Genomic DNA, 21,401 nt, shown 5'->3' with positions numbered 1-21,401 from the left:
TGCCACCGAACCTATGCGCTGGACGGCGCCCGGGGCGACGCGGCCCCGCCCCGGCAGCGTCCGCCGCCACCTCGTACGCCCTGGTGGGACGGGGCGTCACGTCGGACAGGACAGGGCACGGGACGACCGGGCACGGCCCGACACGGCGCGGCGGGGCCGTGGGCGCCGCCACCCGGGAGGGGGGAGGGCCGTGGCGCCGCCACCCGGGAGGGAGGAGGGCCGTGGGCGCCGCCACCGGGCTGTGCGTCACGCGAGCCGTCGTACGAGCTCCGCCGCCACCGGCCCGGAGGACGCCGGGTTCTGGCCCGTGATCAGGTTCCGGTCCACGACCACGTGCGGGGCCCACGGCTCGCCCTCCTCGAAGGCGGCGCCCGCCGCGACCAGGCGGTCCTGGAGGAGCCACGGGGCCTTGTCCGCGAGCCCGGCCCCGGTCTCCTCGGCGTTGGTGAAGCCGGTGAGGCGGTAGCCCGCGAAGGCGTTGGTGCCGTCCGCCGCCGTGGCGGCGAGCAGCGCGGCCGTGGCGTGGCACACGGTCGCGAGGGGCTTGCCCGACTCCAGGGCGCGGGCCAGCAGCGCCCCGGAGACGGCGTCGACGGCCAGGTCCTCCATCGGGCCGTGGCCGCCGGGGCAGAACACGGCGGCGTAGTCGTCCAGGTCGACGTCCTCCAGCCGGACGGGGGCCGCGAGCTCGTGGAAGGCGGCGAGCGCGGCCGCGACACCGTCGGCCCCCTCCTGCCCGCCGTTGGCCTCCGGCGCCAGGCTGCCTCGGTCCACGGGCGGTACGACGCCCCCCGGCGTGGCGACCACGACCTCGTGGCCCGCCTCCTTCAGCGCCGCGTACGGTACGACCGCCTCCTCCGCCCAGAACCCGGTGGGGTGGAGCGTTCCGTCGGCGAGAGTCCAGTGCGCGGCGCCGGTCATCACGAAAAGAATCTTCGACATGCCGTGACCGTAGGCCGCACCCGCCATAGGAAACCAATAGGGAAACACGTGGCAGCCATCGGACATCCGATGGCCCGACGGGAATACGCAGCACCGGGCGTCCGTCCGCCGCTGCGGCGTGTCGCACCAGGCCAGAAGCGAGATCACGGCAAGTCGGATGGGAAATAGACGCGCCGCCCCGGCAGTTGCAGACACACATGCGCCGACGGCACCCGGTCCCGGCGCACCCGGCTGCGGAGGACTCCATGAAGATCGGCATCATCGGCGCGGGCCACATCGGCGGCAACCTCACCCGCCGCCTGACCGCCCTCGGCCACGACGTGTCCGTGGCGAACTCGCGCGGCCCGCAGACGCTGACCGCCCTCGCCGAGGAGACCGGCGCCACCCCCGTCACGGTCGCCGAGGCGGCCCGCGGCGCCCAGGTCGTCGTCGTGACGATCCCGCTCAAGAACGTCCCGGACCTGCCGGCGGGCCTGTTCGACGAGGCCGCCGACGGGTTCGCCGTCATCGACACCGGCAACTACTACCCGAAGCAGCGCGACGGCAGGATCGAGGCCATCGAGAACGGCCTCACCGAGAGCCGCTGGACCCAGCAGCACCTCGGGCACCCCGTCGTGAAGGCGTTCAACGGCACCTACGCCCAGGACATCCTCGACAAGCCGCTGCCCGCGGGCGACCCCGGCCGCATGGCGCTGCCCGTCGCCGGGGACGACGCGGCGGCCAAGCGCGTCGTCCGCGACCTGATCGACGAACTCGGCTTCGACACCGTCGACGCGGGCTCCGTCGACGAGTCCTGGCGCCAGCAGCCCGGCACGCCCGTCTACGGCCTGCGGGCGGGCGTCGCCGAGGTCACCAAGGCACTGGCGGCCGCGAGCCCGGAGCGCACCGAGGAGTTCCGCGCCTGACGCCCGAGCCGAACGCCGCGCCTAATGCCGGTCGAGCCGAACACCACCACTCGACAACCGAGTTGCACGCCGCCTCATGTCGACTGAGGGGAACGTCGCCTGACACCCGCCGAGTTGAGCCATGAAGGCGCAGGTGAACGGCCAACTCACCTGCCTTCACCCACTGTTCACATCAACTTGGCGGCAGCGGGCAACCCTCCGGCACCACACCCACGTCTGGTCTCACGGAGGCGCCGCGGCGCGGACACGCCTGGCGACGCCAGGCCCCGCCGCCCGCCGCGCCTCGGAACCGATGACACACGTGATTGCTACACATGGGAGAAACATGGCTGCCATCGACACGCCGGCGACGCCCCTCGAGCAGTTCATCATCGCGACTCTCTACGACGGCAGCACCGCCACTGCCGCGATAGAGGAGCTGCGTCAGGCCGGCCTCGGTGACAAGGTCGACTCCTGGCTCGGCTCGGGCGAGAACCAGCCGCTGACCGCCGACGAGGTCGGCAAGGCCCTGGGTGACACCGTCGGCCGCGTCGCCGCGCTCCTCGGCACCAGCACGGACGACGTCGCCGAGCGGGTCACCCAGACCCTGCCCGCGACCCTGGAGGCGCTGAGCACCCACGGCGAGATCCCCCAGCAGTAAGCAGGGGACCGGCCGTCGGCCGCTCCCCTCGGGGACGGCCGGCGGCCGCGTGGGCGAGACCGGTGTCACCACCTTCCAGGCGCGCCTCCGTTGACCGGCGCCGGGTAGGTTGACGAGATGACGGAGGGGATCAACACCACGCGGGGCAAGCGCGGCAGGCACGCGGCGCCCAAGGGGACCAGGAAGGCCAGGACATCCCGCGGGGCCGGGACGTCGCAGGGACACGCGCGCCCCGGGGGAGCCGACGCGGCCACAACGGCCCGCGGAGCCCACAGAGCCGGGCGCACCGGGAGAGCCGGGGGCGCCGGCGGCTCGGGGGCGAAGGGCGGCCTCGCCCGCTCCTCGCTCCTGATGGCCGGGGGCACCCTGGTGTCCCGGGCGACCGGCCTGATCCGCCAGGTCCTCCAGGGCGCGGCGCTCGGCACCGGCCTGCTGGCCAGTACGTACAACACGGCCAACACCGTGCCCACCGGCCTGTACACCCTGCTCATCGGCGGCGCGCTCAACGCCGTGCTCGTGCCGCAGCTCGTCCGCGCCCGGACCACGCACCCCGACGGCGGCCGGGCCTACGAGCAGCGGCTGGTCACCCTCGTGCTGTGCCTGCTCGCCGCGGGGACGGTGCTCGCCGTGTGGGCGGCACCGGAGATCGTCGGCCTCTACATGCGCGACACCCCGGACAACTACGAGGCGTTCGAGCTCACCGTCGTCTTCGCGCGCTTCCTGCTGCCGCAGATCTTCTTCTACGGCATGTTCGGCATGCTGGGGCAGGTCCTCAACGCCCGCGAGCGGTTCGGTGCCATGATGTGGACGCCGGTCCTCAACAACCTCGTCCTCATCGGGATGTTCGCCGCCTACCTCGGCCTGATGACCGCCCCCGACACCGTGGGAGACGTCTCGGCGGCCCAGGTGCGGCTCCTGGGGCTCGGCACCACCTGCGGCATCGCCCTCCAGGCCCTCGCCCTGGTCCCGTACGTCCGCGCGGCGGGCTTCCGCTTCCGGCCACGCTTCGACTGGCGCGGGTCGGGGCTGCGCGAGAGCGTCCGGGCGGCCCGCTGGACGCTGCTGTTCGTCCTCGTCAACCAGGTCGCCCTGACCGTCGTCACGAACTACGCCAACGCCGCCGATCAGCGACTGCCCACGGCGGGCGCGGGCCACACGGCGTACTCGTACGCGCAGACCATCTGGCTGCTGCCGCAGTCCATCGTGACCGTGTCGCTGGTCACCGCGCTGCTGCCGCGCCTGAGCACGGCGGCGGCGCAGGGCCGCACGGACGACCTGCGCGGGGAGCTGTCCCGGGCGCTGCGCACGACCGGCGCCGTCCTCGTGCCCGCCGGGTTCTTCTTCCTCGCCCTCGGCCCGCAGACCGCGACGCTGCTGTTCGGGCACGGCGCCGCCGACGCCGCCTCCGCGCAGCCGCTCGGCCAGATGCTCCAGGCCTTCGGCCTCGGCCTCGTCCCGTTCTCCGCCCAGTACGTGCTGCTGCGCGGCTTCTACGCCTTCGAGGACACCCGCACCCCGTTCTGGACGGCCGCGTGGATCGCCGCCGTCAACATCGCCCTGGCCACCGCCTGCCACCACCTGCTCCCGGCCCGCTGGGCGGTCGTCGGCATGGCGGGCGCGTACACCCTCTCGTACGCGGTGGGACTGCTGCTGACGGCGTGTCTGCTGCGCAGGCGGCTCGGCGGCCGCATGGACGGCACCCGGCTGCTGCGCACCTACGGCAAGCTCGCCCTCGCCGCGGCACCCGCCGGGGCGCTGGCCTGGGCGGTGGCGCGGGCCCTGGCGGACGACACCGCCGCGGGCACCGCGCGGACCGCCCTCGCGCTCGCCGCGGGCGCCGCCGCGATGGCCCTCGGCTACCTCCTCCTCGCCCGGCTGCTGCGCGTCGGGGAGCTGCGGCCACGCCTGAGCTGACCGGGTCCCGGGCGGCACCGGGAGGGCGTGAGCGCGTATCGTCTGGCGACGTCGGAGGCGGTCGCGGGCCGTCGTGAGGCCGTCGAGGCAGGGCGGGACACGGCGAGAGGCGTCGCCGTGCCGCCAAGGGGTGAGCTGATGAACAGCAGGGCATCGACCGCGGCCGGGGACCCGGACGCGTTGCGGCGGCACCTGGGGCTGTCCGACGCGGTGACGATCGGCCTGGGCGCGATGATCGGCGCGGGCATCTTCGCCGCGCTCGCCCCGGCCGCCGACGCGGCCGGCTCCGCACTGCTGCCCGGCCTGGCCCTGGCCGCCGCCGTCGCGTACTGCAACGCGACCTCCTCAGCCCGGCTCGCGGCCCGCTACCCGGCCTCGGGCGGCACCTACGTCTACGGCCGCGAGCGGCTCGGGGAGTTCTGGGGCCACCTGGCGGGCTGGGCGTTCGTCGTCGGCAAGACCGCCTCCTGCGCCGCGATGGCCCTCACCGTCGGCGCGTACGCCTGGCCGGACCACGCGCACGCGGTGGCGGTCGCCGCGGTGGTGGCGCTGACCGCGGTCAACTACGCGGGCGTCCAGAAGTCCGCCCTGTTCACCCGCGCCGTCGTCGCGGTCGTCCTCGCGGTGCTCGCCGCCGTGGTGGTCGTCGGCCTCACCTCCGGCGCGGCGGACGCCGCGCGCCTGGACGCCGGGGCCGACGCCGGCTTCGGCGGGGTCCTCCAGGCGGCGGGCCTGCTGTTCTTCGCCTTCGCCGGCTACGCGCGGATCGCCACCCTGGGCGAGGAGGTGCGCGACCCCGCCCGCACCATCCCGCGGGCCGTGCCGCTCGCGCTGGGCATCACGCTGTGCGTCTACGCCGCCGTCGCCGTCACCGTCCTGGTGGTGCTGGGCCCGGCGGACCTGGCCGGCTCCACCGCGCCGCTGGCGGACACGGCGCGGGCCGCGGGCGCGGAGTGGCTGGCGCCGGTGGTGCGGGCGGGCGCCGCCGTGGCCGCGCTCGGCTCGCTGCTCGCGCTGATCCTCGGGGTGTCGCGGACGACCCTGGCGATGGCCCGCGACCGGCACCTGCCGGGCGCCCTGGCCGCCGTGCACCCGAGGTTCAGGGTGCCGCACCGCGCCGAACTCGCGGTCGGCGCCGTCGTCGCGGTGCTCGCGGCCACGGTGGACGTGCGTGGCGCCATCGGCTTCTCGTCCTTCGGCGTGCTCGCCTACTACGCCGTCGCCAACGCCGCCGCCTGGACGCTCACCCCCGCCGAGGGCCGCCCGCCGCGCGTCGTCCCCGTCGTCGGTCTGGCCGGCTGCCTGCTCCTGGCCTTCGCCCTGCCGCCGTCCTCGGTGGTCTCCGGGGCCGCGGTCCTGGCCGCGGGCGCCGCCGCGTACGGCATCCGCGGGGCCCTGGCGGCCCGCGGGAGGCGGTGAGCCCGCGCGGTCACCGCTGCACCGCGAGCACGGGTACGGTGGCGAGGAGGGCGGCGCGGCGCACCGCGTCGGCGGAGGCCGCCAGGAGCGGCAGCCGCACGGCGGGGCTGGGGATGCGCCGCTGTGCGTGCAGCACGCCCTTGATGACCGTCGGGTTGGGCTCGGCGAACAGGGCGGCGGACAACCGGGCCAGCTCGGCCCCCAGCGGGCGCGCGGAGGTGCCCGAGCCGTGCCGCCACAACGCGATCAGCTCGGCGTGGTCGGCGGTGCGGAGGTTGGCGGACGCGATGATCCCGCCGTGGGCGCCCGCCGCGAGGAGCGGGGAGATGACGGCGTCGTCACCGCCGAGGACGGCGAAGCCGGGCGGGGCGCAGTCCAGCAGCTCCATCGTGGCCGCGTCGAGCGCACCCGTCGCGTGCTTCGTCCCCACGACCCCCGGCAGGCGGCCGAGCGCGGCGACCGTGCCCGGGCCGAGCGCCTGCCCGGTGCGGTACGGGATGTCGTACACGATCAGCGGTACGCCACCGCCCTCGGCCAGCGCCGTGAAGTGCGCCACGGTGCCCGCCTCGCCGGGCCGGACGTAGGGCGGCGCCGGGACCAGTGCCGCGGCGACGCCACCGGTGTCCGCCAGGGCGCGCAGCGACGCGAGGGCGGCGGCGGTGTCGGCGGTGCCGACCCCGACGACCAGCGGGGCGCCGTGCTCCCGGCAGACCGCCGCGCACACGCGCACCACGGTCCGCTGCTCCTCCGGGGTCAGCGTGGCGGCCTCCGCGGTGGTGCCGAGGGCGACCAGACCGGAGGCCCCGGCCGCCAGCGCCTCGTCGGCGAGGCGGGCCAGCGCGTCGGGGTCCAGGCGCAGATCGTCCGTGAACGGAGTGACCAGGGGGACGTACAGACCGGTGAACTCAGGTTCGGGCTTCATGCCGTCCACCCTGGCCCACCACACCCTGTAGATCCATTTCTGATTTCTACCCCCACACGTAAGCTGAACTGATGCTCGATGTACGCCGTCTCCACCTGCTGCGCGAACTCCACCGGCGCGGCACCATCGCCGCCGTGGCCGAGGCGCTGACCTTCACCGCGTCCGCGGTCTCCCAGCAGTTGGGCGTGCTGGAGCGGGAGGCGGGGGTGCCCTTGCTGGAGCGCAGCGGCAGGCGGGTGGTCCTCACGCCCGCGGGCCGGTCCCTCGTGACGCACGCCGACGCCGTCCTCGAACGCCTCGAACTCGCGGTCGCCGAGCTGGCCGGAGCCCGGGAGGGCATCGGCGGGCCGCTGCGGATCGGGACCTTCCCCTCCGGCGGCCACACCATCGTGCCCGCCGCGCTGGCCGAGCTGACGCGACACCACCCCAAGCTCGAACCGATGGTCCAGGAGATCGACTCGGCGCGCGTCTCCGACGGCCTGCGGGCGGGCGAGCTCGACGTGGCCCTCGTCCACGACTACGACTTCGTACCGGCGACTCCGGACACCACGGTGGACGAGGTGCCTCTTCTTGAGGAGCCCATGTACCTGGTCACCCCCGCGGCGGCCGGGGCCGCGGGCCGCGGTGGATCGCTGGGCGAGCTGCTCGGGCCCTTCGCCGGTACCCCGTGGATCACCGCGCGGGACGGCACGACCGGGCACGCGATGGCCGTGCGCGCCTGCCAGGCGGCCGGGTTCCAGCCCCGCATCCGCCACCAGGTCAACGACTTCCGCACGGTGCTCGGCCTGGCCGCCACGGGGCAGGGCGCCGGACTCGTACCGGAGATGGCCACCGACGGGTGCCCCGCGGGCGTGGTGCTGACCAGGTTGCCGCTGTACCGCCGCTCGAAGGTCGCCTTCCGCGCGGGCGGCGGCGCCCACCCGGCGATCGCCGCCTTCGTGACCGCGGCCAGGGCCGCCGTGGACTCCATGCGCGCGGAGCCCACGGGTTGACCCCGCGCGCGGACGACCACCGGGGCGGCGCACCGGTCGGAAGTTCGCCCCGAAGTGTCAGGTGAGGCGCTCTCCGCTGCGTCCTGCCACGTGTGACCGACACCGGACCCGGCCGTCGCCGGGCGACCGCACGCCGAGAGAACCGACCGAGCAGACCAGGGCTGAGCAGAACGTGACCGAACACCAGGGCAAGGACCGGCCGATACCCACGGCCGCACCCGTGACCACGGGGGAACCCGCGCAGGGAGAGGCCGAGGACGGACGCCCGCCCGCGGGGGGAACGGACGAACGCCCGCCTGCGGGGGGAACGGACGGGCACCCGCCCGCGGGGGAGACGGACGGGCACCCGCCCGCCGGGGCGACGGACGAAGGCCTGTACGCCGCCCGGGCGAAGGACGAACGCCTGTCGGCCGCCGGAAAGAAGGACGAACGCCTGTCCGCCAGGGAGACCTGGAGCGTCCTCTACCGTCATGTGCGGCCGCACCGCGGCGTCGTGGCGCTGGGCGGCCTGTTCACGCTGATCGGCGCGGCCGCGGCCGTCGCGCAGCCGGTGGCCGTCGAGGCGCTCGTCAACCGCCTGTCCGACGACGAGTCGATCACCTCGATCCTCGTCGTCCTGTCCGTCCTGCTCGTCGTCGGCACCGCCGTCGAGTCCATCGGCGGCTACATCCTGGAGCGCACCGCGCAGTCCGTCGTCCTCGACTCCCGGCGCTCGCTCATCCGGCGCCTGCTGCGCCTGAAGGTCGGCGAGCTCGAACGCGTCCAGCCGGGCGATCTGATGTCGCGCGTCACCTCCGACACCACGCTGCTCCAGGCGGTCACCACGCAGGCCGTCGTGTCGGCGTTCTCCGGCGCCCTCACCATCGTCGCGACGATCGTGATGATGGCCTACATGGACCCGGTGCTGCTCGGCGTGACCCTGGGCGTGATCGCGCTCATCGGGGCCGCCACCGCCTTCGTCATGCCGAAGATCTCCAAGGCGACCGAGCGGTCCCAGGAGGCCGTCGGCGAGATCTCCACCGCCCTGGAACGGGCCTTCGGCGCCTTCCGTACGCTGAAGGCATCCGGCGCCGAGCAGCGCGAGACGGCCGCCGTGTCGGCCGCCGCCCAGGAGGCGTGGCGGCACGGTGTGAAGTCGGCCAAGTGGCAGGCCGTGGCGTGGAGTTCGATGGGATTCGCCGTCCAGGTGGCGTTCCTCGCGGTGCTCGGTGTCGGCGGCGCGCGCGTCGCCTCCGACGCGATCTCCGTCGCGACCCTGGTGGCGTTCCTGATGCTCCTGTTCTACCTGATCGACCCGGTGAGCCGGCTCGTCGACGCGATCACCCAGTACCAGGTCGGGTCCGCCGCCGTCGCCCGCATCGTGCGGGCCGAGCGGATGGAGACCGAGGAACTCGCCGCGCCGTCACCGCCCGCGCCCGCGGCGGAGCGCGCGCCCGCGTCCGTGGCCTTCGAGGACGTGACCTTCCGCTACCAGCCCGGGCTGCCGCTCGTCCACGACGGCGTGAGCTTCACCGTCCCGAGCCCCGGCATGACCGCGTTCGTCGGCCCGTCCGGCGCGGGCAAGACCACCGTGTTCGGACTCGTCGAGCGGTTCTACGAGCCGACCGGCGGCCGGGTCCTCGTCGACGGCCAGGACGTCCGGGAGTGGCCCCTCGCCGACCTGCGCGCCGCCATCGGCTACGTCGAGCAGGACGCGCCGGTGCTCGCGGGCACGCTCCGCGAGAACCTCGTGTTCGCCGCCCCGGACGCCACCGAGGACGACCTGCGCGACGTCCTCGCCCGGGCCCGCCTCGACACCCTCGTCGAGCGGCTGCCCGAGGGCCTCGACACCGTGGTCGGCCACCGCGGCTCCAAGCTCTCCGGCGGTGAGCGCCAGCGCGTGGCCATCGCCCGCGCGCTGCTGCGCCGGCCGCGCCTGCTGCTCCTCGACGAGGCCACCTCCCAGCTCGACGCCGTGAACGAGCTCGCGCTGCGCGACGTCGTCGCCGAGGTGGCCCGCGACGTCACGGTCCTGGTCGTGGCGCACCGCCTGTCGACGGTCACGCTCGCCGACCGCATCGTGGTGATGGACGCGGGCCGCGTACGGGCCATGGGCACCCACGACGAACTGGTCGCGGGGGACCCGCTGTACGGGGAGCTGGCGGCGACCCAGTTCCTGGCGACGGCGCCGTGACGCCCGTACGGCATACGCCGCGGGAGGAGGCGGTGGGCGCACGGGCGTCATGCCTGCGCGGGCCCCGCGCCACCTGCGCGGCCGTGGTGACCGCGCGACCGCCGTGCCACCCGCGCGGCCGTGGTGCTGCTCGGCCGACCCTCGGCCCGCCCCGCCGGTAATGCCCGCGCGGGCGCGGGGGCCCGTGATCTACCGTGAGGCCATGAGCCATGTGACTCTTGAGCGCTACGCCTCCGAAATCGTCGCGCAGGCCGATCAGTTGAGGAAGCACGTCACAGCCGCCGACCTCGCCGCGCCCGTGCCGACCTGCCCCGGCTGGAGCCTCGGCAACCTGCTGCGGCACGTCGGCGGCGCGCACCGCTGGGCCGAGCGCGTCGTCCGCACCCGGTCGGCCGGACCGGTCTCCCACGACCAGGTCGACGACGTCGCCGGGGACGACACCGCCGACGCCGCGGCCCTCGGCGACTGGGTGGCCGAGGGCGCGGCGCTGCTGGCAGGCACCCTGCGGGCGGCGGGGCCGGAGGCGGCGGTGTGGACGCCGGCGCCGGGCGGCACACCGGTGTTCTGGGCGCGCCGCATGCTGTTCGAGGTGGTCCTGCACCGCGCGGACGCGGTCGCCGCCGTCGGCGGCACGTACGTGCTCGACCCGGGGACCGCCCAGGCCGGGGTGGACGAGTGGATGGAGTTCACCGTCCTGCCGCAGGTCTACGAGTCCCCCGAGCACCTGCGCGCGCTGCTCGGCCCGGGCCGCACCGTCCACTTCCACGCGACCGACGTCGAGCCGGGGGCGGGGGAGTGGCTGGTCGACCTCACGGGCGACGCCATCACCACCCGGCGCGCCCACGAGAAGGCCGCGGTCGCGGTGCGCGGCCCGGCCGCCGCCCTGCTGCTGCTCCTGTACGGGCGCGAGGCGGTGCCCGCCGAGGGCGCCGAGGTCATCGGGGACCGCGCCCTGCTGGAGCAGTGGCGGGAGACCGTCAGCTACTGGCTGCGGAAGTGAGGCGGGCCGTACGGCGGTCGCGGGCCGGGCCCATGACCGCCGTACGGAAGGCGTAGCAGACGGGCCCGCACTCCGGAGGGCGGCGGGCCCGTGCGGTCGTATGCCGGTCAGCAGCTCATGGCCCAGGTGTGGGAGTCACCGTTGTCGTTGGCGGCGCCGTTGTAGTGGACCTCTTGGCCGGGCGTGAGGCAGATGGTCATGTGGCCGCCCTGGTGAGCGCGGGAGTACACCTTGACGTGGTCCTTGACACCGGGGCCCGAGATGCCGTGGTTGGCCCAGGAGGAGTCCTCGTCGGCGATATAGCTCTCCCACCAGCCGTCGTCGCCGGACCAGTTGGCGCGCTGGCCGTCGTAGTTGGCGTGCTCCCAGGCGCAGAAGTGGCCACTCGGGCAGTCGGCGGCACCGGCCGGGGCGGCCGCCGCGAGGCTGCCGGTCATCAGGAGGGCGGCGGCAACGGCCGCGAGGAAGGTGCGCTTGACGGGCTGTGCGGTCATGGGCGGTGGAGACCTTTCCGGTCGGTACGAGGTTCTGGATTCGGGTTGCCGCGTGTACGGGTGTACAGCGTGTACGGGGCGTACGGCGTGTGTGGTGTGTGCTGCGGGGACCGCGGGCGCTGTGAGGTCTGCGAGAGCTACGGGAGCGGCACCGACGCCCCGGACGGCGCGGGCCGCGCGAACCGCGCGGTTCGACGCGGGCGGCGCGAAGCCACCGGCGCGTCCGTGCTCGCCCGGCCGGTCAGGCCGCCTGGCAGCCCTCCGTCTTGTCGGACACCCCGTCGATCCGCGACCCCCACGACCAGTTGTCGCTGAAGTCGTAGGGCCGGATGAGGCGGTAGTAGCAGTCGTGCCGGCCCCAGTCGATCGCGTAGATGTTCTGGTTCACGTCCGATCGGAACGACGCCGTCTTGTCGTGGTGGGACTCGGGCAGGTCCCGGTAGCCCGGAGGCCGGTAGCAGAAGCCCGTGCCGTGCTGGCCCGGCTGGGTCCAGAAGCACACTTCGCCGGGGCCGCGCGCGACGTCGGGTCCGGCCGCGGCGGCCGGGGCCGCGGTGGCGAGTGCGGGGGTGAGGGCGGCGGCCGCGGCCACGGCCGTCAGGACGAGTTTTCGGAACATAAGTACCTTTGCGGCGCTGGGAGTTGGCGGCCCGTGACGGGTCGGCGGGCACGGCCAGGCTCCCCCTGCGGCCCCCGGATCATTCGGGCATTCACCTGAAGGGCTGACGCATGGGGGAGAGGAACCCTTTCTGTGCATTCGGGGCGTGATGCTCTGGCGCACGCCTGCCCCGGTACGGACTTCCGCGAAGCCGCCCCCATCGTACTGAGTACGATGTACGCTGTGCCTCCTTGTCGAACAAGTGCGCGAGGAGCATCCGTGAACGTCACCCCCGCCGACAGTCACACCGTGATCCAGGTCCGCGGCGCCCGCGAGAACAACCTGAAGGACGTCTCGCTCGACCTGCCGAAGCGACGGCTGACCGTGTTCACCGGAGTCTCCGGGTCCGGCAAGTCCTCGCTGGTCTTCGGCACGATCGCCGCCGAGTCGCAGCGGCTCATCAACGAGACGTACACCGCGTTCGTCCAGTCGTTCATGCCGAGCCTCGGCCGCCCCGACGTCGACGAACTGCGCAACCTCAGCGCGGCGATCGTCGTCGACCAGGAGCGGATGGGGGCCAACGCGCGCTCCACGGTGGGCACTGCCACGGACGCGTACACGATGCTGCGGATCGTCTTCAGCCGTATCGGCGAGCCGCACATCGGCTCCCCGGGGGCGTTCAGCTTCAACCTGCCCGACGGCATGTGCCCGGAGTGCGAGGGGACGGGCGAGGTATCCGCCGTCGACGTGGACCAGTTGGTGGACCGGGACCTCTCGCTCAACGAGGGCGCCATCACCGTGCCGTACTACGCGGTGGACTCGTGGAGCTGGCAGGTCGTGGTGGGATCCGGCTTCCACGACCCCGACAAGAAGCTGCGCGACTTCACCGACCGGGAGTGGGACGACCTGCTGCACAAGGAGCCCGTCAAGGTGAAGGTCGGCTCGAACGGCTTCACGTACGAGGGCCTCGTCACGAAGATGCGGCGGAGCTGGCTGGCCAAGGACCGGGACGCGCTGCAACCGCACATCCGGAGCTTCCTCGAGCGGGCCGTCGTCTTCACCCGGTGTCCCCTGTGCGAGGGCACCCGGCTGACCCGGACCGCGCTCGCCTCGAAGATCGACGGACGGAACATCGCCCAGTGCGCGGCGATGCAGATCAGCGACCTGGCCGCGTTCGTCCGCGGCATCGACGCGCCGAGCGTGGCGCCGCTGCTCGCCTCCCTGCGGGACCTGCTCGATTCGCTGACCGAGATCGGCCTCGGCTACCTCAGCCTGGACCGGCCCTCCGGGACGCTGTCCGGCGGCGAGGCGCAGCGCGTGAAGATGGTGCGCCACCTCGGCTCCAGCATCACGGACGTCACGTACGTCTTCGACGAACCGACCGTCGGCCTGCACCCGCACGACATCCGGCGCATGAACGACCTGCTGCTCCGGCTGCGCGACAAGGGCAACACCGTCCTGGTGGTCGAGCACAAGCCGGAGGTCGTGGCGATCGCCGACCACGTCGTCGACCTCGGTCCCGGCGCCGGCGAGGCGGGCGGCGAGATCTGCTACTCCGGCGACGTCGAGGGGCTGCGCCGCTCCGGCACCCTCACCGGACGCCACCTCGGCCACCGGGTGGCGCTGCGCCCGCACGTCCGCACGCCCACCGGCCAGTTGTCCGTCAAGGGCGCCGACCTGCACAACCTGAAGGGCGTCGACGTCGACGTACCGCTCGGGGTGCTCACCGTCGTCACCGGGGTCGCGGGCTCGGGCAAGAGTTCCCTGATCCACGGCTACCTGTCCGGGCGGGACGGCGTCGTGGTCGCCGACCAGGCGCCGATCCGCGGCTCCCGCCGCTCGAACCCGGCGACGTACACGAACCTCCTGGGCCCGATCCGCACGGCGTTCGCCAAGGCCAACGGCGTGAAGGCGGCGCTGTTCAGCGCCAATTCGGCGGGCGCCTGCCCGAAGTGCAACGGCATCGGCCTCGTCCACACCGACCTCGCGACCGTGCAGGTCGCGTCGGTGTGCGAGGAGTGCGAGGGCAAGCGGTTCACGCCCGAGGTGCTCACGTACACGCTGCGCGGCAAGAACATCAGCGAGGTCCTGGGCATGTCGGTGGCGGAGGCGTACGACTTCTTTCCCTCCGGGCAGCCGCACACGGTGCTCGGCCGCCTCAAGGACGTCGGGCTGAGCTACCTGCGCCTCGGCCAGCCGCTCAACACGCTCTCCGGAGGCGAGCGGCAGCGCCTGAAGCTCGCGATCCACATGGCCGAGAAGTCCTCCACGTACGTCCTGGACGAGCCGACGACCGGGCTGCACCTGGCCGACGTGGACCAACTGCTCGCGCTGCTCGACCGCCTCGTCGACGACGGTAACTCGGTCGTCGTCATCGAACACCACCAGGCCGTGATGGCCCACGCCGACTGGATCATCGACCTCGGTCCGGGCGGCGGACACGACGGCGGCGAGGTGGTGTTCACCGGCACCCCCGCCGACCTGGTCGCGCACGGCGACACGCTGACCGCGCGCCACCTGCGGGAGTACGTCACCTCGTCCTGAGGTCTCCACCGGGGTACGCGCCTGCCGAGCCACGCCACGGAGCGCGGGCCCGCACCCGCGGGCCCGCGCTCCGCTGTCCGGTGAACCGATATTCGGTTGCCCACCCGTCGGGGAGGGGAAACAGTCGCCCCGTGCGAAACATCGAGCTGTCGGACGGCGTGGTCACCCTGACCCCCCTCACCCTGGATGACGTCGACGCGCACCTGGCAGGCGAGGACGACCTCCTGGTGCGCTGGCTCAACGGCGAGCCCAGCACCCGCGAGAGCACGGAGGAGTACGTACGCCACTGCGCGGACCAGTGGGCCACCGGGGGCTCCCTGCGCGCCTTCGGCGTGCGCGCCGGGGACGGCCCGACGCTGGCGGGCACCATCGACGTCCGGCTCGCCATGCGGGGCCTCGCCCCCGGCGCGGCCAACATCGCCTACGGCCTGTACCCGGCGTGGCGGGGGCGGGGCCTCGCGACCCGCGCGGTCGACCTCGTCTGCCGCTACACGGCGTCCGCGGGCGCGCGCGTCGGCGTGATCCGCGTGGACCCCGGCAACGCCGCGTCGGAGGCGGTGGCGGTGCGGGCGGGCTTCACGTACATGAAGCAGGTGCGGGACGCCGACGGCGCCTGCCACAACTGGTACGTCCGCGACCTCAAGGGCCTCGCGGCGCCCCGGTACGCCGCCGCCCCGTCCGCACCGCGCTGAGACGCCCACCGCGCCGCCGCCGGAGCCCGACTCGAGCGGCGGTGGAGCCGCGGTGGAGCCCGCGGAACGGGTCGTGGTGCGGACGCCGGTGACGACCTCGCCCGGCACCCGCAACTGACGTGCGCAAGGCGGCAGTTGGCGTCCGGCGCGGTGCCGGGGGCGCGCTCCTCGCCCCGCCCCGCAGGACGTCGACAGCGCCTCCGGTATCTGCGAGGGTTCGGATCATGACTTCCACCGAGGCACAGCACGCAGGGGACGCCGTGGTCGAGCGGCTGAAGGAGGAGGCGTTACGGCGCCTCACGGAACGGCACAAGGTCCACCTGGACCCCGGTGCGGTCGCCCGGGACGCCGGTGTCGACCCGCGGGAGGCGGAGCGGCACTACCCCGACGGGGACGCGCTGCTGTCCGCCATGGTCCTGGGCGCCTACACCTCACTCGCGGACAGCACGGAGGCCGCCGCCGCGGCCGCCCTCGCGGAGGGCGCGGACCCGCTGCGCCGCTGGGTCGCCATCTGGCTCGGCATCCGCGAGTGGGCCATGGCCCACCCCGAGGAGTACGTCCTGCTCTGGGGCCGCCCGGTGCCCGGGTACACGGCGCCGCCGGAGACCCTGGAGGCGGTCGCCCGGATCGTGCTCTCGATGGTGGCCGTCCTGCGCGACGCGCACAAGGCGGGCGAGCTCACCGGCGACCGCCCCGGCGAGGAGCCCCTCAGCGACGGGATGCGCCAGAACGTCGACGCCCTCGCCGCCGGACTCCTCGAAGGCCTGCCGAGGAGCGTGATGGCCCGCATGTTCGTGGTGTGGACCCAGCTCCACGGCATGGTGGGCTTCGAGGTCAACAGCCACATCATGGACATCGCCCCCGACCCCACCGCGGTGTTCTCCTACGGCGCCGCGGCGATGGGGGAGTACATCGGCCTGCCGCGGGGGGCCGGGCAGTGACCTCGCACTGAACAGCCGGGCGCCGACGGCGGATTCCGGGCGCAACGGTCAGCGGGTACGACGAGGGTGGTGCGCCCGTCGTGCCCGCTCACGCGTTCGCCTGCCCGGAGGGGGCCTCGCCGCCGAGAACCAGCCAATTCGTACCGTCGCGTGGCACGTGTACGCGGGGGAGTGGCGCGGATATGCCTGCGGCTCGCGCGGCATGGCGCGTTCCGGTGGTGTCGTTTTCGGCCTCAATCCGTCCTCCAGGGACATGCGGGGCGACATTGGCCGAAGCGTGCGTGGTCCGAATAGCTGCATAGGGCATGAAGTGGAGGGACGGACCGCCTCGGGGGACTGGCAGATCCGTACGCCCGCCGGAGAACCGGAGATCCGCATGTCACCAGCCGCTCCCTTCCCTCAGGACCGTACCTGTCCCTACCACCCGCCCGCCGGCTACCGCCCGCTGAGCGAGCAGGGCCCGCTCAGCCGCATCACCCTGTACGACGACACCGAGGCGTGGCTCGTCACCGGGCACGCCGAGGCCAAGGCGCTGCTCAGGGACCCCCGGCTCTCCACCGACCGGCAGAATCCGGCCTTCCCCTCGCTCGCACCCCGGTTCGAGATCGCCCGCCGGGTGCGGACCGCGCTCCTCGGCGTGGACGACCCCGAGCACAACAGGCAGCGCCGCATGCTGATCCCGCCGTTCGGCGTGAAGCAGGTGGCCGCGATGCGGCCCCGCGTCCAGCACATCGTCGACCAGCTCCTCGACGCCATGCTCGAGCAGGGGCCGCCGGCCGACCTGGTGGCCGCGTTCGCGCTGCCGGTGCCGTCCATGGTGATCTGCGAACTGCTCGGGGTGCCGTACGCCGACCACGAGTTCTTCGAGGAGGCTTCGCGCCGCCTGCTGCGCGGCAAGACCGCCGACGAGGCCGAGGAGGCGCGGAAGGCGCTGATGGCGTACCTCGGTGCCCTGGTCGACCGGAAGAGCGAGGCCGCCGCCGATGACACCGCCCGTGGCGCCATGGCCGACGGCCCCGCGGACGGTGAGACCGTCCCGGGCGGTGCCGCTGCCGGCGACGTCGCCGAGGGCGGTGGAGGCATGCTTGACGACCTCGTGCGGGAACGGCTGCGCACGGGCGAGCTCGACCGGGACGAACTGGCGCGGATCGCGCTGGTGCTGCTCGTCGCCGGCCACGAGACGACCGCCAACATGATCTCGCTGGGCACCTTCACCCTGCTCGAACACCCCGACCAGCTCGCCGCCCTGCGGGCCGAGCCCCGGCTCGTCCCCGACGCCGTGGAGGAGCTGCTGCGCTTCCTGTCCATCGCCGACGGCCTCCAGCGGGTCGCCACCGCCGACATCGAGGTGGCCGGGCAGACCATCCGCGCCGACGAGGGCGTGTTCCTCGCGGCGTCGGCCGTCAACCGCGACACCGCCGTCTACCCGGACCCGGACGAGCTGGACATCCGCAGGAACGCGCGGCACCACCTCGCGTTCGGCTTCGGCATCCACCAGTGCCTGGGGCAGAACCTCGCCCGCCTGGAACTGGAGATCGCCTTCACCTCCCTCTTCGCCCGCGTCCCCGACCTCCGGCTCGCCGTGCCGCCGGACCAGATCCCGATCAAACCCGGCGACACCATCCAGGGGCTCATCGAGCTGCCCGTCACCTGGGGGCGCGCCTGATGCGCATCGCCATCGACACGGACCGCTGCATCGGAGCGGGCCAGTGCGTCCTCACCGCCCCTCGCGTCTTCACCCAGGACGACGACGGCTTCAGCGAGGTCCTGCCCGGCGGGCTGGACGGCGCGGGCGACCCGATGGTGCGGGAGGCGGCGCGCGCCTGCCCCGTCCAGGCCATCACCGTCGCCGACGAGTGACGGCACGGGTGGGGCCCGGCCGGGCCCCACCCGTGTACGGGTGTACGGAGGTGGCGGCGAGCGCCCGGGGCCTGCCCCCCCGGAAGGCCCGGGGCCTGCCCGCCCCGAACACCCGGGGCCTGCCCACCCCGAAGACCTGGGGCGGGCCCGCCGAAAAAGACGGGCGCGCGTCCTCCGGGGCCGGAACAATCGGATCATGCAGATCCGAGAGGCCCGCCCCACCGACCTGCCCGTGCTCCAGGACGTCGAAAGGGCCGCGGGCCGCTGTTTCCGCGACATCGGCATGCCCGAGATAGCCGACGACGAGCCGCCCGCCCTGGACGACCTCGCGCGCTACCAGCGGGCCGGTCGCGCGTGGGTCGCCGCTGCCGACGACGACCCCGGCCGGCCCGTGGCGTACCTCCTCGCCGACCCCGTCGACGGGAACCTGCACGTCGAGCAGGTCTCCGTGCACCCCGACCACGCGCGCCGCGGCGTCGGCCGCGCGCTCATCGAGCACGCGGCCGGCGTCGCGCGCGCACGCGGGCTCCCGGCCCTCACCCTCACCACCTTCGCCGAGGTCCCGTGGAACGCGCCGTACTACGCCCGCTGCGGCTTCACGATCCTCGACGAGGCGGCGGCCGGGCCCGAGTTGAGGGCGGTGCGGGCGGGGGAGGCCGCCCACGGCCTGGACCGGTGGCCCCGGGTGTGCATGCGGCGCCCTGTGTGAGGTCGCGGTGGGGCGGATGAGGCTGGTTGCCGTCTATGGCGGGGCTTGGTCTGGACCTATCATCCGAGGGCACCGGCGGACGCGCACGCGTGCCCGCTCGCCGTGCGGTCCTCCGTCCCCCACATCGAGGAGGCATCCAGCATGTCGTCCCCCTACCGCCCTTCGAGCCCCGCCGGGCAGCCGACCGCGTCCACCGACCCCGCGTCGCACCGGGCGGACCCCGCAGCCCCCGCCTCCCCGGCCCCCGCCCTCCAACCCGGCCTCGACCTCGGCCTCCTGGCCCTGCGGCTCGCGGTGGGCCTGACGATGGCCACGCACGGCACGCAGAAGCTCTTCGGCTGGTTCGACGGGAGCGGCATCGACGGCACCACGGCCTTCTTCGCCGCGGACGGCTACAAGGCCGCCAGGGCGATGGCCTGGGTCGCCGCCCTCACCGAGACGTTCTGCGGCCTCGGTCTCGTCCTGGGGCTGCTCACCCCCCTCGCGGGCGCGGGCATCATCGGCATCATGGTCAACGCCACCGCCGTGAAGTGGGACGGCGGCTTCTTCTCCCCCGAGGGCGTCGAGTACGACCTGGTGCTCCTCGCCGCCGCCGTCTGCCTGGCCCTCACCGGCCCCGGCCGCATCGCCGCCGACCACCTGCTGCCGGGCCTGCGCGACCACCGCTACGCGCGCGGCCTCGCGGCCGTGGCCCTGGGCACGCTCTCGGCGGCGTTCGTCCTGGTGGTCCTGCACGACTGACGCCGTGGGCGTACGTGCGTGGGGTGCAGGTGCCTGACGGCGTACGCCCACACGCTCGACGGCGTACGGCGGAAGGCACCCGCGGCCGCGGTGGCACGTCCTTGACGGCAGGCTGGTTCCCGCGTCAACAGGGGCAGTTGACGGTCGACGAGTCGACTTCTCAGCCAATCGGCGAACCGACGAGCCGACCTGTGCATGAGTCGACCTGTCACGGAACCGACCAAGCCTCTGAATCGACCGAGCACTGAGTCGACCAAGCACTGAGCCGACCGAGCAATGTGTCGACAGGCAGGCCGACACGAGGAGCCGCCATGCCCGGACAGGGAAGTCAGCGCGGGGAACGGCACCAGGCCGTGCCGGCGGCCGCCGAAGAGTGCCTGTCCCCGGCCGCCGGGCAGCAGGCGCCCATGACCGCCGAGGAGATCGAGGCGGCCACCATCGGCGCGACCGCCGAGCCGGGGCTGCTCGCCCAACCGGTCCTCGACCTGGTGCTCACCGTCCCCGACCCCGCCGACGAGGCCGCGTACGTACCGGTCCCGGAGCGGCTCGGCCACCGGCTCGCCCTCCGGGAACCCGCCTGGTACGAGCACCGCGTGCTGCGCAGGCGAGCCCCCGGCCCCGGCGCCGACTCCGCCAACCTCCACGTCTTCCCGCCCGACTGCCCCGGGACCGCGCGGATGCTGCCGTTCCGCGACCGGCTGCGCACGCACCCCGGCGAGCGTGACCTGTACGCCCGCACCAAGTGGGAACTGGCCGCGCGCACCTGGGACTACACGCAGAACTACGCCGACGCGAAGTCCGCCGTCGTCGCCGGGATCCTCCGGCGTGCCACCGGAGGCGAGCCGCGTTAGACCCGGCCCCGGTCGCGGGCCCCGCTGGAGCCGCGGACCACCAGCTCCGGCGCCAGCCGTATCGTGCGCCGCGGCCCCGCGCCGTCGCCGCCGAGGCGGCGGGTGAGCAACTGCGTGGCCTCGGCGGCCAGTTCGGCGACCGGCTGGCGGACCGTGGTGACACCGGGCGACGCCAGTTCCGCCATCGGGATGTCGTCGAAGCCGGTGACGGCGACCTCGCCCGGCACGTCCACGCCCCGCTCGTGCAGCCGCTGCAGCGCGCCGATCGCGATGAGGTCGTTGGCGCACACCAGCGCGTCCGGGCGGGTCGGCAGGACCTGGTCGACGGCGGCCCGGCCCCACGCCACGGAGAAGTCGCCGAGCGCCACCCGCTCCGGCGCCCGGGGATCGAGCGCCCCGGCCCCGGCCGCGTACGCCGCGCGCAGCTCGGCCGCGGCCGACGCCGAGCCGTGCGCGCCCACGAAGCACGGGCGCCGGCGCCCGGCGGCGGCGAGGTGGTCCAGGACGAGGGCCGTGCCCGCGGCGTTGTCCACGGCCACGGAGTCGGCGACCCCAGGACCGCAGCGCCGGTCCAGCAGGACCAGCGGCACCCGCTCCGCCGCCGCGGCCACCGCCTCCCGGCTGCGCCGCTCGTCGGCCGGGATCACCAGGAGCGCGTCGACGCGACGGCTCAGCAGGTCGTCGATGCGCTCCGCCTCCGCCACCGGGTCGTCGTCGCAGTCCGCGAGCAGCACCGCGCGGCCCTCCGCGTGCAGCGCGTGCGTCAGCTCGCGGACGAGGGCCGGGTAGAAGGGGTTCGTGATCTGCGGCAGGACGAGGCCGACGGTGCCCGTGGCGCGGCTGCGCAGCGCGCGGGCCGCCTGGTTGGGCCGGTAGCCGAGCCGGGCCGCGGCCTCGCGGACGCGGTGCGCGGTCTCGGCGCCCACGGGCCGGGTCCCGGCGAGCACCCGGGAGACGGTGGCGACCGAGCAGCCGGCGGCCCGGGCCACGTCCCGGAGCGTGGCATCGCCCATGGCCGCGCCACCCCCTTCGTACGTTCCGGAGAACGTTATCAGCGGCGGTAC

At 74.2% G+C, this 21,401-nt stretch carries 20 protein-coding genes; 15 read left to right on the top strand and 5 right to left on the bottom strand.

The features are described from left to right. Nucleotides 1-246: 246 nt before the first annotated feature. A complete protein-coding gene (locus tag IE330_RS09720; protein WP_190135496.1) occupies nt 247-942 on the bottom strand; it encodes a type 1 glutamine amidotransferase domain-containing protein in 696 nt (231 codons plus the stop codon). Between the two features lie 245 nt (nt 943-1,187). Here IE330_RS09720 and IE330_RS09715 point away from each other — a divergent pair, with 245 nt between their 5' ends. The 4 genes from IE330_RS09715 (at nt 1,188) to IE330_RS09700 (ending at nt 5,820) form a co-directional block, all read left to right on the top strand. Further along, entirely contained in the window at nt 1,188-1,847 is a 660-nt protein-coding gene (locus IE330_RS09715; RefSeq protein ID WP_190135495.1) for an NADPH-dependent F420 reductase, read from the top strand. Between the two features lie 325 nt (nt 1,848-2,172). Continuing rightward, on the top strand, nt 2,173-2,487 hold the full coding sequence (locus tag IE330_RS09710; protein WP_190135494.1) for a YidB family protein: 315 nt from the start codon (nt 2,173-2,175) through the stop codon (nt 2,485-2,487). A gap of 351 nt (nt 2,488-2,838) precedes the next feature. Next, entirely contained in the window at nt 2,839-4,401 is a 1,563-nt protein-coding gene (gene murJ / locus IE330_RS09705) for a murein biosynthesis integral membrane protein MurJ (RefSeq protein WP_229925526.1), read from the top strand. A gap of 138 nt (nt 4,402-4,539) precedes the next feature. Continuing rightward, nucleotides 4,540-5,820, top strand: a complete 1,281-nt coding sequence (locus IE330_RS09700) for an APC family permease (protein ID WP_190135492.1) — start codon at nt 4,540-4,542, stop codon at nt 5,818-5,820. Between the two features lie 10 nt (nt 5,821-5,830). On the opposite strand, the gene IE330_RS09695 is transcribed toward IE330_RS09700, so the two are convergent. Then, nucleotides 5,831-6,742: a 4-hydroxy-tetrahydrodipicolinate synthase family protein gene (locus tag IE330_RS09695; RefSeq protein WP_190135491.1), complete on the bottom strand. Its 912-nt coding sequence runs from the start codon at nt 6,740-6,742 to the stop codon at nt 5,831-5,833. 71 nt (nt 6,743-6,813) lie between these two features. Between IE330_RS09695 and IE330_RS09690 the strand changes: the two genes are divergently transcribed. From IE330_RS09690 to IE330_RS09680, 3 genes are all read left to right on the top strand, one after another. Then, nucleotides 6,814-7,734, top strand: coding sequence for a LysR family transcriptional regulator (locus tag IE330_RS09690; protein ID WP_190135490.1), 921 nt, complete (start codon nt 6,814-6,816; stop codon nt 7,732-7,734). Nucleotides 7,735-8,137: 403 nt separating this feature from the next. Continuing rightward, nucleotides 8,138-9,907: an ABC transporter ATP-binding protein gene (locus IE330_RS09685; protein ID WP_229925525.1), complete on the top strand. Its 1,770-nt coding sequence runs from the start codon at nt 8,138-8,140 to the stop codon at nt 9,905-9,907. Between the two features lie 202 nt (nt 9,908-10,109). Continuing rightward, nucleotides 10,110-10,907 carry a maleylpyruvate isomerase N-terminal domain-containing protein gene (locus IE330_RS09680; RefSeq protein WP_190135489.1) on the top strand — a complete coding sequence of 266 codons (798 nt, stop codon included), beginning with the start codon at nt 10,110-10,112 and terminating at the stop codon, nt 10,905-10,907. A gap of 107 nt (nt 10,908-11,014) precedes the next feature. On the opposite strand, the gene IE330_RS09675 is transcribed toward IE330_RS09680, so the two are convergent. Both IE330_RS09675 and IE330_RS09670 read right to left on the bottom strand, forming a co-directional pair. Then, the gene (locus IE330_RS09675) at nt 11,015-11,401 is read right to left on the bottom strand and encodes a peptidase inhibitor family I36 protein (RefSeq protein WP_190135488.1); all 387 of its coding nucleotides are present in this window, start codon (nt 11,399-11,401) and stop codon (nt 11,015-11,017) included. A 241-nt stretch (nt 11,402-11,642) separates the two neighbouring features. Continuing rightward, entirely contained in the window at nt 11,643-12,020 is a 378-nt protein-coding gene (locus IE330_RS09670) for a hypothetical protein (RefSeq protein ID WP_190135487.1), read from the bottom strand. 258 nt (nt 12,021-12,278) lie between these two features. On the opposite strand from IE330_RS09670, the gene IE330_RS09665 reads away from it, so the two are divergent. The 8 genes from IE330_RS09665 to IE330_RS09630 all read left to right on the top strand — a co-directional run bounded on the left by IE330_RS09665 (nt 12,279) and on the right by IE330_RS09630 (nt 20,337). Beyond that, nucleotides 12,279-14,543 (top strand): ATP-binding cassette domain-containing protein, encoded by a 2,265-nt coding sequence (locus IE330_RS09665; RefSeq protein ID WP_229925518.1) that lies wholly within the window; start codon nt 12,279-12,281, stop codon nt 14,541-14,543. 131 nt (nt 14,544-14,674) lie between these two features. After that, on the top strand, nt 14,675-15,235 hold the full coding sequence (locus IE330_RS09660) for a GNAT family N-acetyltransferase (RefSeq protein WP_229925517.1): 561 nt from the start codon (nt 14,675-14,677) through the stop codon (nt 15,233-15,235). Between the two features lie 224 nt (nt 15,236-15,459). Beyond that, nucleotides 15,460-16,176 carry a TetR-like C-terminal domain-containing protein gene (locus IE330_RS09655; RefSeq protein ID WP_229925516.1) on the top strand — a complete coding sequence of 239 codons (717 nt, stop codon included), beginning with the start codon at nt 15,460-15,462 and terminating at the stop codon, nt 16,174-16,176. 376 nt (nt 16,177-16,552) lie between these two features. After that, entirely contained in the window at nt 16,553-17,842 is a 1,290-nt protein-coding gene (locus IE330_RS09650; protein ID WP_190135485.1) for a cytochrome P450, read from the top strand. Continuing rightward, on the top strand, nt 17,842-18,036 hold the full coding sequence (locus IE330_RS09645) for a ferredoxin (RefSeq protein ID WP_190135484.1): 195 nt from the start codon (nt 17,842-17,844) through the stop codon (nt 18,034-18,036). The genes IE330_RS09650 and IE330_RS09645 overlap by 1 nt, the downstream gene beginning before the upstream one ends. Before the next feature lie 196 nt (nt 18,037-18,232). After that, complete coding sequence (locus IE330_RS09640; protein ID WP_190135483.1) at nt 18,233-18,745, top strand: GNAT family N-acetyltransferase; 513 nt, start codon at nt 18,233-18,235, stop codon at nt 18,743-18,745. Nucleotides 18,746-18,886: 141 nt separating this feature from the next. Further along, nucleotides 18,887-19,486, top strand: coding sequence for a DoxX family protein (locus IE330_RS09635; RefSeq protein WP_190135482.1), 600 nt, complete (start codon nt 18,887-18,889; stop codon nt 19,484-19,486). A 311-nt stretch (nt 19,487-19,797) separates the two neighbouring features. Then, on the top strand, nt 19,798-20,337 hold the full coding sequence (locus IE330_RS09630; RefSeq protein ID WP_190135481.1) for a GrpB family protein: 540 nt from the start codon (nt 19,798-19,800) through the stop codon (nt 20,335-20,337). Here the strand turns inward: IE330_RS09630 and IE330_RS09625 are convergent. Further along, nucleotides 20,334-21,350: a LacI family DNA-binding transcriptional regulator gene (locus tag IE330_RS09625; protein WP_190135480.1), complete on the bottom strand. Its 1,017-nt coding sequence runs from the start codon at nt 21,348-21,350 to the stop codon at nt 20,334-20,336. The genes IE330_RS09630 and IE330_RS09625 overlap by 4 nt on opposite strands. Nucleotides 21,351-21,401 lie beyond the last annotated feature (51 nt).

The organism is Streptomyces longispororuber, assembly GCF_014656095.1.
In the GTDB taxonomy this organism is placed as follows: domain Bacteria; phylum Actinomycetota; class Actinomycetes; order Streptomycetales; family Streptomycetaceae; genus Streptomyces; species Streptomyces longispororuber.
The sequence above is the reverse complement of the archived record's forward strand: the minus strand, read 5'-3'. Positions and strand labels throughout refer to the sequence as shown.

Coding starts and splice junctions, on each gene's coding strand:
- IE330_RS09635 (WP_190135482.1), top strand. CDS start 18,887: ATGTCGTCCCCCTACCGCCCTTCGAGCCCCGCCGGGCAGCCGACCGCG.
- IE330_RS09640 (WP_190135483.1), top strand. CDS start 18,233: ATGCAGATCCGAGAGGCCCGCCCCACCGACCTGCCCGTGCTCCAGGAC.
- murJ (WP_229925526.1), top strand. CDS start 2,839: ATGGCCGGGGGCACCCTGGTGTCCCGGGCGACCGGCCTGATCCGCCAG.
- IE330_RS09720 (WP_190135496.1), bottom strand. CDS start 942: ATGTCGAAGATTCTTTTCGTGATGACCGGCGCCGCGCACTGGACTCTC.
- IE330_RS09655 (WP_229925516.1), top strand. CDS start 15,460: ATGACTTCCACCGAGGCACAGCACGCAGGGGACGCCGTGGTCGAGCGG.
- IE330_RS09715 (WP_190135495.1), top strand. CDS start 1,188: ATGAAGATCGGCATCATCGGCGCGGGCCACATCGGCGGCAACCTCACC.
- IE330_RS09645 (WP_190135484.1), top strand. CDS start 17,842: ATGCGCATCGCCATCGACACGGACCGCTGCATCGGAGCGGGCCAGTGC.
- IE330_RS09695 (WP_190135491.1), bottom strand. CDS start 6,742: ATGAAGCCCGAACCTGAGTTCACCGGTCTGTACGTCCCCCTGGTCACT.
- IE330_RS09630 (WP_190135481.1), top strand. CDS start 19,798: ATGCCCGGACAGGGAAGTCAGCGCGGGGAACGGCACCAGGCCGTGCCG.
- IE330_RS09710 (WP_190135494.1), top strand. CDS start 2,173: ATGGCTGCCATCGACACGCCGGCGACGCCCCTCGAGCAGTTCATCATC.
- IE330_RS09670 (WP_190135487.1), bottom strand. CDS start 12,020: ATGTTCCGAAAACTCGTCCTGACGGCCGTGGCCGCGGCCGCCGCCCTC.
- IE330_RS09675 (WP_190135488.1), bottom strand. CDS start 11,401: ATGACCGCACAGCCCGTCAAGCGCACCTTCCTCGCGGCCGTTGCCGCC.
- IE330_RS09680 (WP_190135489.1), top strand. CDS start 10,110: ATGAGCCATGTGACTCTTGAGCGCTACGCCTCCGAAATCGTCGCGCAG.
- IE330_RS09650 (WP_190135485.1), top strand. CDS start 16,553: ATGTCACCAGCCGCTCCCTTCCCTCAGGACCGTACCTGTCCCTACCAC.
- IE330_RS09690 (WP_190135490.1), top strand. CDS start 6,814: ATGCTCGATGTACGCCGTCTCCACCTGCTGCGCGAACTCCACCGGCGC.
- IE330_RS09625 (WP_190135480.1), bottom strand. CDS start 21,350: ATGGGCGATGCCACGCTCCGGGACGTGGCCCGGGCCGCCGGCTGCTCG.
- IE330_RS09700 (WP_190135492.1), top strand. CDS start 4,540: ATGAACAGCAGGGCATCGACCGCGGCCGGGGACCCGGACGCGTTGCGG.